The sequence below is a fragment of the Cupriavidus sp. UGS-1 genome, assembly GCF_021213615.1.
GTDB lineage: Bacteria > Pseudomonadota > Gammaproteobacteria > Burkholderiales > Burkholderiaceae > Cupriavidus.
The window spans coordinates 85,084-101,017 of sequence record NZ_JAJQJF010000002.1 but is presented as its reverse complement, the minus strand read 5'-3'; the positions used below and the strand labels follow the sequence as shown (position 1 = coordinate 101,017).

16 protein-coding genes are annotated in these 15,934 nt (G+C 68.1%); 9 read left to right on the top strand and 7 right to left on the bottom strand.

What is annotated here, in order from left to right; translation table 11 throughout:
• Positions 1–10: 10 nt before the first annotated feature.
• Positions 11–1,303, bottom strand: coding sequence for a D-amino acid dehydrogenase (locus LRR16_RS03070; RefSeq protein WP_232204770.1), 1,293 nt, complete (start codon positions 1,301–1,303; stop codon positions 11–13).
• Positions 1,304–1,411: 108 nt separating this feature from the next.
• Here LRR16_RS03070 and LRR16_RS03065 point away from each other — a divergent pair, with 108 nt between their 5' ends.
• The 3 genes from LRR16_RS03065 (at position 1,412) to phaZ (ending at position 4,502) form a co-directional block, all read left to right on the top strand.
• Positions 1,412–1,915 carry an Lrp/AsnC ligand binding domain-containing protein gene (locus LRR16_RS03065; RefSeq protein WP_006577018.1) on the top strand — a complete coding sequence of 168 codons (504 nt, stop codon included), beginning with the start codon at positions 1,412–1,414 and terminating at the stop codon, positions 1,913–1,915.
• 1 nt (position 1,916) lies between these two features.
• Positions 1,917–3,191 (top strand): PA0069 family radical SAM protein, encoded by a 1,275-nt coding sequence (locus tag LRR16_RS03060; RefSeq protein ID WP_232204769.1) that lies wholly within the window; start codon positions 1,917–1,919, stop codon positions 3,189–3,191.
• Positions 3,192–3,281: 90 nt separating this feature from the next.
• Positions 3,282–4,502 carry a polyhydroxyalkanoate depolymerase gene (phaZ, locus tag LRR16_RS03055; protein WP_232204768.1) on the top strand — a complete coding sequence of 407 codons (1,221 nt, stop codon included), beginning with the start codon at positions 3,282–3,284 and terminating at the stop codon, positions 4,500–4,502.
• Position 4,503: 1 nt separating this feature from the next.
• Here the strand turns inward: phaZ and LRR16_RS03050 are convergent, their stop codons facing one another.
• The 5 genes from LRR16_RS03050 to LRR16_RS03030 form a co-directional block, all read right to left on the bottom strand.
• Complete coding sequence (locus LRR16_RS03050; RefSeq protein WP_232204767.1) at positions 4,504–4,719, bottom strand: hypothetical protein; 216 nt, start codon at positions 4,717–4,719, stop codon at positions 4,504–4,506.
• 140 nt (positions 4,720–4,859) lie between these two features.
• A complete protein-coding gene (locus LRR16_RS03045; RefSeq protein WP_064572970.1) occupies positions 4,860–5,366 on the bottom strand; it encodes a TM2 domain-containing protein in 507 nt (168 codons plus the stop codon).
• A 228-nt stretch (positions 5,367–5,594) separates the two neighbouring features.
• On the bottom strand, positions 5,595–5,804 hold the full coding sequence (locus LRR16_RS03040) for a hypothetical protein (protein WP_144425751.1): 210 nt from the start codon (positions 5,802–5,804) through the stop codon (positions 5,595–5,597).
• A gap of 286 nt (positions 5,805–6,090) precedes the next feature.
• Entirely contained in the window at positions 6,091–6,495 is a 405-nt protein-coding gene (locus LRR16_RS03035; RefSeq protein WP_232204766.1) for a hypothetical protein, read from the bottom strand.
• 197 nt (positions 6,496–6,692) lie between these two features.
• The gene (locus tag LRR16_RS03030; RefSeq protein ID WP_231906240.1) at positions 6,693–7,808 is read right to left on the bottom strand and encodes a sorbosone dehydrogenase family protein; all 1,116 of its coding nucleotides are present in this window, start codon (positions 7,806–7,808) and stop codon (positions 6,693–6,695) included.
• A 164-nt stretch (positions 7,809–7,972) separates the two neighbouring features.
• On the opposite strand from LRR16_RS03030, the gene rpsP reads away from it, so the two are divergent.
• From rpsP to LRR16_RS03005, 5 genes are all read left to right on the top strand, one after another.
• The gene (rpsP, locus tag LRR16_RS03025; protein ID WP_006577009.1) at positions 7,973–8,224 is read left to right on the top strand and encodes a 30S ribosomal protein S16; all 252 of its coding nucleotides are present in this window, start codon (positions 7,973–7,975) and stop codon (positions 8,222–8,224) included.
• Positions 8,225–8,260: 36 nt separating this feature from the next.
• Entirely contained in the window at positions 8,261–8,962 is a 702-nt protein-coding gene (gene rimM / locus LRR16_RS03020; protein WP_370646745.1) for a ribosome maturation factor RimM, read from the top strand.
• Positions 8,963–9,026: 64 nt separating this feature from the next.
• Positions 9,027–9,809, top strand: coding sequence for a tRNA (guanosine(37)-N1)-methyltransferase TrmD (trmD, locus tag LRR16_RS03015; protein WP_064572976.1), 783 nt, complete (start codon positions 9,027–9,029; stop codon positions 9,807–9,809).
• Positions 9,810–9,884: 75 nt separating this feature from the next.
• Positions 9,885–10,277 carry a 50S ribosomal protein L19 gene (gene rplS / locus LRR16_RS03010; RefSeq protein ID WP_006577006.1) on the top strand — a complete coding sequence of 131 codons (393 nt, stop codon included), beginning with the start codon at positions 9,885–9,887 and terminating at the stop codon, positions 10,275–10,277.
• A 181-nt stretch (positions 10,278–10,458) separates the two neighbouring features.
• Positions 10,459–11,139: a CoA pyrophosphatase gene (locus tag LRR16_RS03005; protein WP_006577005.1), complete on the top strand. Its 681-nt coding sequence runs from the start codon at positions 10,459–10,461 to the stop codon at positions 11,137–11,139.
• A 36-nt stretch (positions 11,140–11,175) separates the two neighbouring features.
• On the opposite strand, the gene LRR16_RS03000 is transcribed toward LRR16_RS03005, so the two are convergent.
• Positions 11,176–12,060 (bottom strand): sulfurtransferase, encoded by an 885-nt coding sequence (locus LRR16_RS03000; protein WP_232204945.1) that lies wholly within the window; start codon positions 12,058–12,060, stop codon positions 11,176–11,178.
• 285 nt (positions 12,061–12,345) lie between these two features.
• Here LRR16_RS03000 and dnaE point away from each other — a divergent pair, with 285 nt between their 5' ends.
• Positions 12,346–15,858 (top strand): DNA polymerase III subunit alpha, encoded by a 3,513-nt coding sequence (gene dnaE, locus LRR16_RS02995; RefSeq protein WP_006577003.1) that lies wholly within the window; start codon positions 12,346–12,348, stop codon positions 15,856–15,858.
• Positions 15,859–15,934 lie beyond the last annotated feature (76 nt).

Below are 15,934 nucleotides of genomic sequence, written 5' to 3'. Positions count from 1 at the left end.
GGCGGTTCTTTCAGGCCGTCGCCGGACGCGGTGCCGGATGCCGTGCCGTCTGCTGCTGATAGCGCGCGACCGACAGATCGTCGGCGCGGATCGCCGGCGAGGCGCCCGACACCAGGTCGGCCAGCAACTTGCCCGAACCGCAGGCCATCGTCCAGCCCAGCGTGCCGTGGCCGGTATTGAGCCATAGCCCCTTGACCGGGGTCGGGCCGACGATCGGCGTGCCGTCCGGCGTCATCGGGCGCAGGCCGGTCCAGAACGAGGCCCGCGCCACGTCGCCGGCGCCGGGGAACAGATCGGTCACCACGTGTTCCAGCGTGCGCCGCTTGGCCGGATCCAGCGAGCGGTCATAGCCGACGATCTGCGCCATGCCGCCGACGCGGATGCGGTCGTCGAAGCGGGTGATCGCGACCTTGTAGGTCTCGTCCAGCACGGTCGACACCGGGCTGCGCGCGGCGTCGGTCATCGGCACGGTGATCGAGAACCCCTTCAGCGGATAGACCGGAATCCGCACGAAGTCCTTGATGAACGGGGTCGACCAGCTGCCCAGCGCGACCACCACGGCATCGGCGAAGATCGGCTCGCCGCCGACGATGGCGCCAGTCACCGCGGTGCCCTGGGTCATCAGGCTGTCGATCGACCGGTTGTACAGGAACTGCACGCCCAGGCCCTCGGCCATGGCCGCCAGGCGTTGGGTAAACAGCTGGCAGTCGCCGGTTTCGTCGTTGGGCAGGCGCAGCCCGCCGGTCAGCTTGTGGCTGACCGCGGCCAGCGCCGGTTCGCTCGCGGCGAGGTCCTCGCGCGACAGCAATTGATAGGGGACGCCGGCTTCCTCGAGCACGGCGATGTCCTTGGCCGCGCCTTCAAGCTGCTCGTCGGTGCGGAACACCTGCAGCGTGCCTTGCTGCCGGCCCTCGTAGGCGATGCCGGTTTCGGCGCGCAGCGCGCGGATGCAGTCGCGGCTGTACTCGGCCAGCCGCACCATGCGCTCCTTGTTGACCGCGTAGCGGTCGGCGCTGCAGTTCATCAGCATCTGCCACATCCACTGCAGCTGGAACAGCGTGCCGTCGGGCCGGATCGACAGCGGCGCATGCTGCTGGAACATCCATTTGATGGCCTTCAGCGGCACGCCGGGCGCGGCCCACGGCGAGGCATAGCCGGGGGAGATCTGGCCGGCATTCGCAAAGCTGGTGCCGAGCGCCGGCGCCGCTTCGCGGTCGATCACCGTGACCTGATGGCCGGCCCTGGCCAGGTACCAGGCGCTGGTCACGCCGATCACGCCACTGCCAAGAACGAGAACACGCATTGCGATGGACCCCAACCAGAATGACAATTGTATGAAGGTATATCCGCTATGGTATTGGATTCATTCCAGTCATAATTACCGAAAATTTGTCGTAAAAAGGAAATATTCATGAGAACGACCCGACAGCCGGTACGCGGCCTGGACCGCCTCGACCGCCGCATCCTGGCCCTGCTGCAGGCCGACGGCCGAATCTCGATGAAGGACCTCGCCGAGGCGGTCGGGCTGACCATCACGCCGTGCATCGAGCGGGTCAAGCGGATGGAGCGCGACGGTGTCATCATCGGCTACTACGCCCGCCTGAATCCGGCGCTGCTGGGCAGCGCACTGCTGGTCTTCGTCGAGATCACGCTGAACAACAAGGCCGGCAACATGTTCGAGCAGTTCCGGCGCGAGGTGCTGCGCATCCCCGAGGTGATGGAGTGCCATCTGGTGTCGGGCGATTTCGACTACCTGATCAAGGCGCGCATCCGCGAGATCGGCGAGTATCGCCGGCTGCTGGGCGACATCCTGCTGCAACTTCCGGGGGCCGCCCAGTCCAAGAGTTATGTCGTGATGGAAGAGATCAAGGAGACGCTGGCCATCCCGGTCGACGAGAAGAGCCAGCCTGCATGAGATGAAGGACAACGCGCGCAACGGGCGCCACATCGGTCAGTACGATCCGGACCGGCCGGCGGATGACGTCCCTGACGAATCGGCGCCGCCTCGGCCGCCACTTCGGCCGCCGCTTCGACCGCTGAAGGGCCGCGGTGCGGTCAGCAATCTGCAGGGGCGCTTCGAGCGGGATACCCGCGAGCCCTTCGACGATGGCTGGGGTCCGGCGGACATCGGCGAGCACGAGGCGATCGCGGGCGGCGAGGGCGGCGAAGGCGCCGCTGCCGAACCGGCGCCGCCGAAGCTGATCACCCGCGTCACGCAGGAGCAGGCGCGCTCGATCCTGAGCCGCAATTCGTCGCCGGACATCCCGTTCGGCGTCTCGCTGAACCCCTATCGCGGCTGCGAGCACGGCTGCATCTATTGCTTCGCGCGGCCGACGCACGCCTATCTCGACCTGTCGCCGGGCCTGGATTTCGAGACGCAGCTGTACGCCAAGACCAATGCCGCCGAGCGGCTGCGCGAGGCGCTGTCGCGGCCGTCCTACCGGTGCGAGCTGATCGCGCTGGGCGTCAACACCGACGCCTATCAGCCGATCGAGCGGACCCAGCGCATCACGCGTCAGGTGCTCGAGGTGCTGCACGAATGCCACCATCCGGTGGCGCTGATCACCAAGTCGTCGCTGATCGAGCGCGACATCGATCTGCTGGCGCCGATGGCGGCCCGGCGGCTCGCGGTCGCCGCGATCACGATCACCACGCTCGATGCCGGGATCGCCCGCACGCTGGAGCCGCGCGCGGCCACGCCGTCGCGGCGGCTGCGGACCATCCGCACGCTGTCGGAGGCTGGCATTCCGGTCGCGGTCAGCGTGGCGCCGGTCATTCCCTTCATCACCGAGCCCGATCTGGAGCGCATTCTGGAGGCCGCGCGCGAGGCCGGCGCCGTCTATGCGAACTACATCGTGCTGCGCCTGCCATGGGAGGTCGCGCCACTGTTCCAGCAATGGCTCGAGGCGCATTTCCCCGACCGGGCCGAGCGCGTGATGAATCGCGTGCGCGAGATGCGCGGGGGCAAGGATTACGATTCCGATTTCTCGACCCGCATGCGCGGCACCGGCGTCTGGGCGGACCTGATGCGCCAGCGCTTTCACAAGGCGGCCGAACGCCTCGGCTTTCGCTATCACCGCTTCGATCTGGATACCTCGCAGTTCGTCCCGCCCGCGCCGCCGGCCGGCGCGCGACGCGGCGCGCGAGGCGCCCGCAAGCCGGAGGACGACGCGCAAGGTTCGCTGTTCTGAACCTGCGGGTTTGTACAAGCCCGGCACGCTGTCCATAATGGCTGTTCGATCCGCGGCGCCTGCCCGTCCCGGCGCCGCCTTGGGGAAGCCATGATCCATCTGATGCAGCACGGCGGCCGTGCCTTCGATCCGGTCGTGATCTGGGGCGAGCTGGCCCAGCAGGCGCTCGCCGCCGGGCCGTATCCGCTGGCCGCGGCCACGCACCGTCGCCGTTTCGAGCACTACTACCGCTGGTTCCAGACCTGGCTTGCGCCGTTCGGCACGGCCGATTTCGAACTCGAGGATATCGAGGTGGATGGCGTGCGCACGCCGGTGGCCGAAAGCACGGTGTCCGTGACGCCGTTCTGCACGCTGCGGACGTTCCAGTGTGCGTCGCCGTCCCGCCGCAAGCCGCGCTCGCGCGTGCTACTGTGCGCGCCGCTGGCGGGGCATCGCGCGGTGCTGATGCGAGATACCGTCGCGGCGCTGCTCCCGCATGCGGACGTCTACGTCACCGACTGGGCCGATGCGCGCGATGTGCCGCGCGAAGCCGGCGCGTTCGGTCTCGACGACTACGTACTGTTGGTGGAGCGATTCATCCGCCAGCTCGATCCTGCCGGTCTGCATGTGCTGGCGGTCTGCCAGGCGACAGTGCCGGCGCTGGCCGCGGTCTCGCGCATGGCGCAGGCCGATGGCGCCGAGCCGGCGACGTTGACGCTGATGGGCGGGCCGATCGATGCGCGGCTGGGGCCGACCACGCTCGATCGCGTCGCCGCCACGCTGTCGCTGTCGTGGCTCGAGGCGACCGCGATCGATGTGGTGCCGAGCGGTTATGCCGGCGCCGGACGGCGCATCTATCCAGGCTTTCTGCAATATCCGGCGCTGGTCGCGGCGCAGCCGGACCGCCATGCGACGCTGATGTTCGACTGGCTATGCCGGCGCCAGGCCGCCGATGCCGATACCGCGCGCGAGATCGAGCGTGCCGTCGCGCAATACGGCGCCGTGCTGGACATGACCGCGGAATTCTTCTTCGACACGCTGCGCGTGGTGTTCCAGCAGATGCTGCTGCCCAAGGGCGCGTGGCGGGTCGGCGGCGAGATGGTGCGTCCCGACAGTCTGCGGCGAACCCGCTTGCTGACGGTCGAAGCCGAGCGCGACGATATTTCGGGACCGGGGCAGACGCATGCGGCGCAGGGACTGTGCAGCGGCCTGCCGGCACGGTGCCGCGAACGGCTGACGATCGAGCGATGCGACCACTATGGCCTGTTCAGCGGCGCACGCTGGCGCGAGACGGTACACCCCGCGGTGCGCCACTGGCTGGCGGCGGCCTAGCTCATTGCCGGCCCGGCCGCACAGGGTTCGCCGCGGCAGGGGGACGCACTGCGCCTGCCCGCACCGGGGCGGCCGGCCGCGGCGCCATGTCGTCGTCCATCATCCTGCAGGCCAGATCCAGCGCCGCGACCGCGTCGTCGTGCGACAGGCCGGACGCGCGCATCAGTCTGACGGTCAACGCGGCCACCCGGCCCACTTCATAGCTGGGAACGTTCATGTCCACTCCTGGGGTTCACCGACCTGGCAAACAACGGGTTCAGTATGGGCGACGAATGCCGGAATGGGGTTGACGTGGATCAGCAAAACGAAGGGTGCGCGCATGGCGTGCCTGCTCGCCGCGGACGGTCTTCGTCGGTGCTATTGCGACAGCTCGCGCGCCGCTTCGACCTGCGACTCGAAGAACGTCTGGAAGCTGATGGCGAGCCCCGCCATCAGCAGGCCGGTGCCGATCAGCAGCGACAGGATCACCAGGATCACGACAGGCCAGCCGGAGCGGGTCGGCTCGCCGTCCGCATTGAAGCGCGCGTCCCAGCGCTCGTCCGGCCGCAGCCCGTAGACGATCGCCGCCAGGAAGGCGCTGATCACCGAGGCGCCGCCCGCCACCGCAAAGGTCCAGTTCAGCGCCGGCGCGCCGACGTGCAGCACCATCGAGGCGATGCCCAGCACGCCGGCCAGCGTGGCCAGCAGGTGCAGCCAGCCATAGCGGTCGCGCAGGCCGCCAAGATAGAAGCGGTGGGCCCCGAGGCTGCCGAGCAGGAACGCCAGCGCCACGGTCAGCAGCTTCGATTTGCGCCTCGGCGCGCGGTCCATGCCGGCGGCGATGGCGGGAGAGGCGGGCGAGGCGGAGGACGGAGCGGCGGACATGGGCGTGGACGTGGGGAAGGGAAAATCTGCCGAGATTCGGACCGGGGCCGACAAGGGCACCGGGCCGGCGGCCCTACGATGGAAGCGGGCAGTGCAGCGCACATTGTACGCCGCACCGCCCGCTTCGATGACCTGGTTGAAGGCCGGCGGATCGTGAGTCGACCACCGGCCGGGGGGCGCTGGTGCAAAACCTGCAATGACCTGTCTTGCAGCAGCGTCCGATGGCCGTCAGCGCGGCGCGTTCGACACGACGCCCAGCAGGACGCCGAGATTGGTTTCGCCGTACAGCACGGCAGCCAGAATTCCCATGAACAGCACGGTCAGAGTGAGCTGGCCCGCGTGTCGAGCCAGGTCGGTCAGCATGGATAGCATACGAACCTCGTCGGTTGGTTGGACGAAGGCCGCGCCCATCGCGACACGATCCGAAGGAGAGGGCATGTCAGTGTGCGTTCGCCGCCTGCGATCGACGGCACGCTGCTGAACACCGGTCAGCGCCGGGCGGCAGCCAGGTGGCGGCGCAGCTACGGCCGCCACAAGCTATTGGACCGTTGAAAGAGGGGTGGAGTTCCGGCGGGGAGTTTCGAGCCCATCGCGATCGGCGAAGGCTGCGGGAATCGCGCCAGCGATCCCGGCTGGAAGCGCAAAAAAGCGCCTGAACACGCGCGACAGCAAGGCGGCCGCGTAGGGGCGGCCGCTGTGGCAGTCAGGATGGGGAGGAGCGCGACTAGCGGGTGGTCTCGCGCCCGGAGCCTTGCCAGCCGGGTCCGACATTGGCGGGGCGATTGTCACCGGACACGCCGCTGCCGTTCTGCGCGCTGCGGTCGGAAGTCGGCGTACGTTCGGGAACCGCGCGTTCGGCGGGTGGGCTCGGGCGCCCGTTCAGCCGGCTGTCGGCGCGGGCACGCGCCTCCATCCGCTCGATCTGGGCACGGACGTGATCGGGGCTTTCCGCGCGCATCACGGTGCGTTCCATGCCGGTCGGCAGCAGGCGCGCACCGAAACCATCCCGCATGTCGGCGCCTTGCCGCGACCAGCCGCCCTGAGCATGGCTCAGGGCCGCAAGGCCGAGCACCGACGCCACCAGCACGGTGGCGGCCGCGGCGTCGCGCAGGAGAGAGCGGAAAAGCATGCGGAATCCCAGAGCCTTCGCTTGCTGTCGTTATCAAGAAGATTGGGATCATGGTACGCAGCGCTGCCAGCAGGCGCCTATGCCAATCCCGTTACCGGTGTAACGGATTGTTTCGCCTGCGAATGCGGTCTGTTCTCATCTCCGGCGCCGCCCGCGCGCGCGCCGCCCGCGACGGCGATCGACGGTCGTCGCCTCGGCTATGGCGCATAGCGGATGCGGTAGATTGCGCCGGCCATATCGTCGCTGACCAGCAACGAACCGTCGGGCGCGACCTCGACATCGGCGGGCCGGCCCCACGGTTGGCCGTCCTGCAGCCACCCCTGCGCGAACACCTCCTGCCTGACCGCCTTGCCGCTGTCGTCGAGCACCACGCGCGTGATGCGGTAGCCGATCCGTTCGCTGCGGTTCCAGCTGCCGTGTTCGGCGATGAAGATGTTGTTGCGATATTCGGCGGGGAACTGCGTGCCGGTGTAGAAGCGCATGCCAAGCGCGGCCACGTGCGGGCCCAGGCGGGCCACCGGCGGCTGGAACTCGGAGCAGGGACGCTGCTTGCCGAACTCCGGATCGCGCAGATCACCGGCGTGGCAATACGGAAAGCCGAAATGCAGCCCGGCACGCGGCGCCCGGTTCAGCTCGTCGGGTGGCTGGTCGTCGCCAAGCCAGTCGCGGCCGTTGTCGGTGAACCACAGCTCGCCGGTGGCCGGATGCCAGTCGAAGCCGACGGTGTTGCGCACGCCCTTGGCCACGACCTGCAGGTCCGTGCCGTCCGGCTTCATCTTCATCACGTTGGCGTAGCGGCCCTCGTCGCGCGTGCAGACGTTGCAGGGCGCGCCGATCGGCACGTACAGGTAGCCGTCCGGTCCGAAGGCGATGAAGCGGCCGCCGTGGTGGGTCTCGCTAGGCAGCTGGTTGTTGATGACGACTGGCTTGGGCGGATTGGACAGGCGCTGTTCGATGCCGTCCAGCCGCAGGATGCGCGAGACCGACGAGGTATAGAGCGCGCCGTCGCGCCACGCCACGCCGATCGGCAGCGTCAGGCCGCTGACGACCGTATGGACCACCGGCTTGCCGCTGAGCGGCGCCTGCACCGCGTAGACCTTGCCGGCGCCGCGGCTGCCGACGTACAGTGTGCCGCCCGGAGAAAAGGTCATGCCGCGCGCCTCTGGCACGTCGCCGGTCAGCCGCTCGATGCGAAAGCCGGGCGGCAACTGGATCTGCTCCAGCGACTGGGCTTGCGCGCTCGGCACAATCGTCTGGAACAGCGCGGCGGCAAAGCCGGCCAGGATGGTGGAAAAGTGACTGAAGTAGCGCACGACCCCTCCTGCAATTGGTGTTTTTGCCACGATGCCGACGCGTGACGCGGCCGTCAATCGGCCCACACCGCCGTCGGACACCCTAAGTGTTTGTTTGGCCTCAGTAATTGGGCTATACTCTTGTGTTTCGTGTTCGAACACCCCGTTTTTCGAGGAATTCACCCATGGTCGTAATCCGTCTGGCCCGTGGCGGCAGCAAGAAGCGCCCGTTCTTCAATATCGTTGCAGCTGATTCGCGCAACCGCCGCGACGGCCGTTTCATCGAGCGTATCGGCTTCTACAACCCGCTGGCTTCGCAAGGCGAAGAAGGTCTGCGTCTGGCGCAAGACCGCCTGACCTACTGGCAAGGCGTTGGCGCCCAACTGTCGCCGACCGTCGCCCGTCTGGTCAAGCAGGGCGCCAAGGCCGCTGCCTGATTTTCGCTGTCTGATTTTCACTACCGCTAGTCTGCCGTGGCCACGTCCGCGCGCGGCACGCAACGGCGGCCGTTGAACCTGCCGCCCGGTGCCACCGGGAAAGGGGCCGGGACCGGCACGCCGCGCGAGGTGCGCGAGGTGCGTATCCCCGCCGCGCTGGTGCATGCACAAGCTCTGCCCGAAGACCTGATCGAGGTCGGCTATGTCGCCGCGGCGTATGGCGTGCGCGGCTGGATCAAGGTCCAGCCCCATGCCCAGGATGCCGGCGCCTTGCTGCATGCGCGGCGCTGGTGGTTGCTGCAGCCCGAAGCTCCGGCTTCGCGGCCGGTGGCCCAGTCCGCGGCGCGCGATGCGGAACCGCTGTGCCTGAAGATCGCCCAGTCGCGCGAGCATAGCGGCACGGTGGTGGCGCAGGCATCCGGTGTGGCGGACCGCAATCTGGCCGAGGCGCTCAAGGGGCGCCGCGTCTGGATCCGGCGCGAGGATTTCCCCGCGCCCGAAGAGAACGAGTTTTACTGGGTCGATCTGATCGGCTGCACGGTGAGCAACGAACAGGGCGAGGCCCTGGGCGAAGTCGCCGGGCTGATCGACAACGGCGCCCACCAGATCCTGCAGGTTGCCTACGCGCTGCCGGACGGCAAGCCGGGCGAGCGTCTGATTCCCTTCGTCGACGCCTATCTGCGCCACGTCGATATCGACGGCAGGCGCATCGTGGTGGACTGGGGACTGGACTACTAGCCACGGCACCAAGGGCGGCAAGGCAACGGCAGGTAATGGCGGCAATGGAACAGGAGTGAGACGGATGCAGTTCGACGTGATCACGCTGTTCCCGGAGATGTTCCGCGCGCTGACCGACTGGGGCATCACCAGCCGGGCCGCCAAGCAGCAGCGCTATACGCTGCGCAGCTGGAATCCGCGGGACTTCACCACGGATAACTACCGCACCATCGACGACCGTCCCTACGGGGGCGGACCCGGCATGGTGATGCTGGCCAGGCCGCTGGAAGATGCCATCGACGCCGCGGTGGCGGCGCAGGCGGATGCCGGTGCCAGCCCTGCCCACGTGGTGCTGATGTCGCCGCAGGGCGCGCCGCTGACGCACGCCAAGGTGGTCGAGCTGGCGCGGCGCCCCGGGCTGGTGCTGATCTGCGGCCGCTACGAGGCGATCGACCAGCGCCTGATCGACCGCCGCGTCGACGAGGAAATCAGCCTCGGCGATTTCGTGCTGTCCGGCGGGGAGCTGCCGGCGATGGCGCTGATCGACGCGGTGGTGCGGCTGCTGCCCGGCGTGCTGGGCGATGCGCAATCCGCGGTGCAGGACAGCTTCGTCAACGGGCTGCTCGATTGTCCGCACTACACGCGGCCCGAGGAATACGAAGGCGTGCGGGTCCCCGACATTCTGCTCGGCGGCCATCACGCCGAGATCGAAAAATGGCGGCGCCGCCAGGCGCTGGCCAATACGGCGCGCAAGCGGCCCGACCTGATCGAGTCCGCGCGCCGTCAAGGTTTGCTGACCAAGGCCGACGAGAGCTTCTTGTCGGAGTGGGCGGCGAAGGAAGGGCGGGGGCAAGCCTCCGCCAGTTGAAACCCCATCCTCTGTCGGGGCCGCGCCATCAGGCGAGGCATGCAACGCCGGCACGATGGCACAGGAGAAGAAACGATGAACATCATCGAGCAGATCGAGAAGGAAGAGATCGCGCGTCTGACCGCGAACAAGACCATCCCCGCATTCGCGCCGGGCGACACCGTCGTCGTCAACGTGAACGTGGTCGAAGGCAACCGCAAGCGCGTGCAGGCTTACGAAGGCGTGGTGATCGCCAAGCGCAACCGTGGCCTGAATTCGTCCTTCATCGTGCGCAAGATCTCGTCGGGTGAGGGCGTGGAGCGTACGTTCCAGCTGTACTCGCCGCTGATCGCCGGCATCGAAGTCAAGCGTCGCGGCGATGTGCGCCGTGCCAAGCTGTACTATCTGCGCCAGCGTTCGGGCAAGTCCGCTCGCATCAAGGAAAAGCTCGTCACCAAGGCCTCCAAGGCCGCGGTCGCTGCCGAGTAAGACGCAGCGCCTGGCCGGCCACGCCGGCCGGAGCGATCGACGGGGTTCGCGCCCCGTCTTCGAGGGCACCTTCGGGTGCCCTTTTTGCATGGTGGCCCCATGGCCGCCCACATCGTGGCCATGCCGCCGTCTCGCCGGGCCGCCGATGCGCCGCGGCGACCTCTGTCATACTTGTGCCGCTATGCGCCCCGCCTTCGATCCCGAAGCGCTGCCGATCGTCTCCGTCGACAGCCAACATCCACCGCTTTCCGAGCCGCGCCTGCGGCCCGACTTCATCCGCCATCGTTTCCTGACCCCGCCGGCCTGGCAGCCCGAGCTGACCGACGAGTCGCGCGCCTACGATCCCAGGCAGAGCCTGCGCGACGCCGCGGTGCTGGTGCCGCTGGTGCAGCGCGCCGACGGCCTGACCGTGCTGCTGACGCAGCGCAACGCCAATCTAAGCGCGCACGCGGGGCAGATCAGCTTTCCCGGCGGCCGCTGGGAGCCAGAGGACGCCAACCGGGTCGCCACCGCGCTGCGGGAAACCGAGGAGGAGATCGGGCTGGGACGGGATTACATCGAGGTGCTGGGCGCGCTGCCGGACTACATCACCGGCACCGGTTTTCATGTCAGCCCGGTCGTGGGCCTGGTGCGCGATGGCTTCACGCTGCGCCCCGATGCGCGCGAGGTCGCCGATGTGTTCGAGGTGCCGCTGGCCTTCCTGATGGATCCGTCGCGCCATCAGCGGCGGCTGTTCCGCTGGGTCGATGGCGAACGGATGTTCTATGCGATGCCGTATCCGCGCGAGGGCGGCGGGCACCGTTTTATCTGGGGCGCGACCGCGGGCATGCTGCGCAATCTGTACCACCTGTTGGCGGCCTAGCGCGCGGGCGCATGCCTTGCGACGGCGTGCAGGCAATCAGGCCCGCGCCGCTTTCCCTTCCTGCTTCGATTCGGACTCGCGCTGCGCCGCACGGTCGGCATGGCAGTGCGGGCAGCTGACGCCCACGACGTAGTGCGGGCTCTGCTGCTCCTCGGGCGTGACCACGGCCCGGCAGGCAAAGCACTGCTTCGGTCCGGCCGGCTGCAGTTCGGGATTGAGCGCGGTGCGGTAGTCGAAGACGAAGCAGTCGCCGCGATAGTGGCTGCCGCCGACCTCCTCGAAGTACTTCAGGATGCCGCCCTCGAGCTGATAGACGCGTTCGATGCCGGCCTGCTGCATATGGATCGCACCCTTCTCGCAGCGGATGCCGCCGGTGCAGAACGACACCACGGTCTTGCCGGCGAACTCGTCCTTGTGCTCGGCGACCACCGCCGGGAAATCGCTGAACTTCTGCAGCCCGTAGTCGACCGCCTGCTCGAAGGTGCCGACCGCGACCTCGAAGGCATTGCGCGTGTCGAGCATCACCACCGGCCGGCCCTCGTCGTCATGGCCCTGGTCGAGCCAGCGCTTGAGGTCGGCGGGGCGTACCGACGGCGCGCGGCCTTCCTCCGGCCGGATCAGCGGCATCTTCATCGTGATGATCTCGCGCTTGATCCGCACCAGCATCCGCTTGAACGGCTGCGTTTCCGACAGGCTCTCCTTCGGTTCGAGGTCGGCGAAGCGCGGATCGGCGCGCAGCCAGCCCGCCACGTCGTCGATGCCTTCGCGGCTGCCGGCCAGGAACAGATTGATCCCTTCGGGGGCGAGCAGCACGGTGCCCTTGAGCCCGGCCGCTTCGCAGCGCTCGCGCAGGGCCGCGCGCAGCGTCTCGATGTCGTCCAGCGTGACGAATTTGTAGGCGGAAATATTGACGATCTGCATGGACTGCGGCATGGACTGCGGAGGATGGCGTGGCGGCATGTCGGACGCGCCGGCGACGCGCCGGATGAAGCGCCGGAGAAGGCGCCGGGACAGGTCCGTGGACCGCGCCGCGCAGCCACCCGCTGCCGCCATTAACTGCCTGACTGGAAACGCGAAATTATAGCGGTTCGGGCGGACGGACGGCGCCGCGCCCGCCGGCCCGATCGCCGCGCAACCGCATCCGGATGCGGATTTCGTTGCCTGCCGGCGGCCCGGCAAACAGCCTGCGCCGGTACAATGGCGCCCATGTCTTCGCCCCGCTTCGTACATCTCCGTCTCCATTCCGAATACTCGATCGTCGACGGCATCGTCCGCCTCGAGGATGCGGTCAAGGCCGCCGCCGCCGATGGCATGGGCGCGCTCGCGCTGACCGACCTGGCCAATGCCTTCGGCCTGATCCGCTTCTACAAGGAGGCGCGCGGCGGCGGCGTCAAGCCGATCGTCGGCGCCGACGTCTGGCTGACCAACGCCGACGATCGCGACAAGCCGGCGCGCATGCTGCTGCTGGTGCAGGACCGGCGCGGCTATCTGAACCTGTGCGTGCTGCTGTCGCGCGCCTGGCTGTCGAACCAGTACCGCGGCCGCGCCGAACTCGAGCCCGGCTGGTTCGAGGAACCCGGCGAGGACGGCCTGCCGCTGTCGACCGGCCTGATCGCGCTGTCCGGCGCGATGGGCGGCGACGTGGGGCAGGCGCTGGCCAACGGCAACGAGGCGGCCGCGCGGCGCGCCGCCCAGCATTGGGCCAGCGTGTTTCCGCAGCGCTACTACATCGAGCTGCAGCGCGCCGGCCATCCCGGTACCGAGGCTTATGTGCAACGCGCGGTCCAGCTCGCTGCCGCGCTGCAGCTGCCGGTGGTCGCGACGCATCCGGTCCAGTTCATGACCCCCGACGACCATACCGCGCACGAGGCGCGCGTCTGTATCGCCGAGGGCGAGCTGCTGGCCAATCCGCGCCGCGCGCGCCGCTTCACCACCGACCAGTATTTCAAGACGCAGGACGAGATGTGCGCGCTGTTCGCCGACATCCCGTCGGCGCTCGAGAACGCGGTGCAGATCGCGCGCCGATGCAACCTGACGCTCGAGCTCGGCAAGCCGCGCCTGCCGCTGTTCCCGACGCCGGACGGCATGTCGCTGGACGACTATCTGGTGCACATGTCGAAGGAAGGGCTGGAGCGCCGTCTCGAAGTGCTGTTCCCCGACGAGGCGACGCGCGAGGCCAAGCGTCCCGAGTACTACGCGCGGCTCGAGTTCGAGACCGGCATCATCATCAAGATGGGGTTCCCCGGCTACTTCCTGATCGTGGCCGACTTCATCAACTGGGCCAAGAACAACGGCGTGCCGGTCGGTCCGGGGCGCGGCTCGGGCGCCGGCTCGCTGGTCGCCTACGCGCTCGGCATCACCGACCTCGATCCGCTGAAATACGCGCTGCTGTTCGAGCGTTTCCTGAATCCGGAGCGGGTGTCGATGCCCGACTTCGATATCGACTTCTGCCAGCACGGCCGCGATCGCGTGATCCAGTACGTCAAGGAGAAGTACGGCAAGGACGCGGTGTCGCAGATCGCCACCTTCGGCACGATGGCCGCCAAGGCCGCGGTGCGCGACGTCGGCCGCGTGCTCGATCTGGGCTACAACTTCGTCGACGGCGTGGCCAAGCTGATCCCGTTCAAACCCGGCAAGCTGGTGACGATCGAGGAGGCCAAGAAGGAAGAGCCGCTGCTGACCGAGCGCGAGAACAACGAGGAGGAAGTGCGCCAGCTGCTCGAGCTGGCGCAGCGCGTCGAAGGCATGACCCGCAACGTCGGCATGCACGCGGGCGGCGTGCTGATCGCGCCGGGCAAGCTGACGGACTTCTGTCCGCTGTACACGCAGGGCGGCCAGAACGACGGCATGAGCGGCGTGGTCAGCCAGTACGACAAGGATGATGTCGAGGCCGCGGGCCTGGTCAAGTTCGACTTTCTGGGCCTGACCACGCTGACGATCCTCGACTGGGCCGAGCGCTATATCCGCCGGCTCGATCCGGGCAAGGCCGACTGGAACTGCAGCCAGATTCCGCTCGACGATCCGGCCGCCTTCGACATCCTGAAGTCCGCCAACACCGTGGCAGTGTTCCAGCTGGAAAGCCGCGGCATGCAGGGCATGCTCAAGGACGCCAAGCCCGACCGCTTCGAGGACATCATCGCGCTGGTGTCGCTGTACCGCCCCGGCCCGATGGACCTGATCCCCAGCTTCTGCGCGCGCAAGCACGGCCGCGAGAAGGTGGAATATCCTGACCCGCGCGTCGAACCCGTCCTGAAAGAGACCTACGGCATCATGGTCTATCAGGAGCAGGTGATGCAGATGGCGCAGATCATCGGCGGCTACTCGCTCGGTGGCGCCGACCTGCTGCGCCGCGCGATGGGCAAGAAGAAGCCCGAGGAGATGGCCAAGCACCGCGAGCTGTTCCGCGAGGGCGCCGCGAAGAACGGGCTGTCGTCCGACAAGGCCGACGAGATCTTCGACCTGATGGAGAAGTTCGCCGGCTACGGCTTCAACAAGTCGCACGCCGCCGCCTATGCGCTGCTGGCCTACTACACGGCCTGGTTGAAGGCGCATCATCCGGCCGAATTCATGGCGGCCAACATGTCGCTGGCGATGGACGACACCGACAAGGTCAAGATCCTCTACGAGGATTGCCGCGCCAACGGGCTGCGCGTGCTGCCGCCGGACGTCAATGCCAGCGAATACCGTTTCGCCCCGACCGATGCGAAGACGATCCGCTACGGTTTGGGCGGCATCAAGGGCTCCGGCCAGGGCGCGATCGAGGACATCCTGCGCGCGCGCGAGGAACGGCCTTTTACCGACCTGTTCGACTTCTGCGAGCGCGTCGACCGCCGCCAGGTCAACCGCCGCACGATCGAAGCGCTGATCCGCGCCGGCGCCTTCGACACGCTGCATCCGAATCGCGCCCAGCTGCTGGCCTCGGTGCCGCGCGCGATGGAGGCCGCCGAGCAGAAGGCCGAGTCGGCCAACCAGGTGTCGCTGTTCGACCTGATGGCAGACGACGGCGACGCGCACCGCCCGGAGCTGATCGACGAGCCGGCGTGGACGCCCAAGCGCATGCTGCAGGAAGAAAAGCAGGCGCTCGGCTATTACTTCTCCGGCCACCTGTTCGACGCCTATCGCGACGAGGTGCGGCGCTTCGTCAAGGGCACGCTGGCGGCGCTGGAAAAGGAAGTGCAGGGCAACGGCGGCGGCTATGGCCGCGACGTGCGCGGCAAGATGGTCGCCGGCGTGATCACCGGCATCCGCACCCAGATGACCCAGCGCGGCAAGATGCTGATCGTGCTGCTCGACGACGGCACCGGGCAGATCGAGATGACGGTGTTCAACGAGGTGTTCGACGCCAACCGGCACATGTTCCGCGAGGACGAGCTGCTGATCGCGCAGGGCAACGCGCGCCACGACACCTTCACCGGCGGCGTGCGCTTCACCGCGGAAACGGTGATGGACCTGACCACCGCCCGCATCCGCCATGCGCGCGCGCTGAAGCTGTCGCTGAACGGCAATTCGTCGACCGCGATGCTGCGCGAGCTGCTGACGCCGCACCTGGCCGCCTCCGCTGGCGCGGCGGGCCTGCCGGTCTGCATCCAGTACGCGAGCGCCTCGGCGGTCTGCGAGGCGGTGCTGGGCCAGGCCTGGCAGGTGGTGCCGTCGGATGACACGCTGGCGGCGCTGCGGGCGGCGCTGTCGCCGGAGTGCGTCAGTACGTTGTACGAGTGAGGGGCAGCGAGTCGGCAAGACGCGCGCCTTGTCGATAACGCCCGTTATCGGCCCCCTCTCCCGCTGGCGGGAGAGG

Excerpts from the sequence above, each read along its gene's own strand:
- LRR16_RS03070 (WP_232204770.1), bottom strand. The coding sequence starts at position 1,303 with ATGCGTGTTCTCGTTCTTGGCAGTGGCGTGATCGGCGTGACCAGCGCC.
- LRR16_RS03065 (WP_006577018.1), top strand. The coding sequence starts at position 1,412 with ATGAGAACGACCCGACAGCCGGTACGCGGCCTGGACCGCCTCGACCGC.
- LRR16_RS03060 (WP_232204769.1), top strand. The coding sequence starts at position 1,917 with ATGAAGGACAACGCGCGCAACGGGCGCCACATCGGTCAGTACGATCCG.
- phaZ (WP_232204768.1), top strand. The coding sequence starts at position 3,282 with ATGATCCATCTGATGCAGCACGGCGGCCGTGCCTTCGATCCGGTCGTG.
- LRR16_RS03050 (WP_232204767.1), bottom strand. The coding sequence starts at position 4,719 with ATGAACGTTCCCAGCTATGAAGTGGGCCGGGTGGCCGCGTTGACCGTC.
- LRR16_RS03045 (WP_064572970.1), bottom strand. The coding sequence starts at position 5,366 with ATGTCCGCCGCTCCGTCCTCCGCCTCGCCCGCCTCTCCCGCCATCGCC.
- LRR16_RS03040 (WP_144425751.1), bottom strand. The coding sequence starts at position 5,804 with ATGCCCTCTCCTTCGGATCGTGTCGCGATGGGCGCGGCCTTCGTCCAA.
- LRR16_RS03035 (WP_232204766.1), bottom strand. The coding sequence starts at position 6,495 with ATGCTTTTCCGCTCTCTCCTGCGCGACGCCGCGGCCGCCACCGTGCTG.
- rpsP (WP_006577009.1), top strand. The coding sequence starts at position 7,973 with ATGGTCGTAATCCGTCTGGCCCGTGGCGGCAGCAAGAAGCGCCCGTTC.
- trmD (WP_064572976.1), top strand. The coding sequence starts at position 9,027 with ATGCAGTTCGACGTGATCACGCTGTTCCCGGAGATGTTCCGCGCGCTG.
- rplS (WP_006577006.1), top strand. The coding sequence starts at position 9,885 with ATGAACATCATCGAGCAGATCGAGAAGGAAGAGATCGCGCGTCTGACC.
- LRR16_RS03005 (WP_006577005.1), top strand. The coding sequence starts at position 10,459 with ATGCGCCCCGCCTTCGATCCCGAAGCGCTGCCGATCGTCTCCGTCGAC.
- LRR16_RS03000 (WP_232204945.1), bottom strand. The coding sequence starts at position 12,060 with ATGCAGATCGTCAATATTTCCGCCTACAAATTCGTCACGCTGGACGAC.
- dnaE (WP_006577003.1), top strand. The coding sequence starts at position 12,346 with ATGTCTTCGCCCCGCTTCGTACATCTCCGTCTCCATTCCGAATACTCG.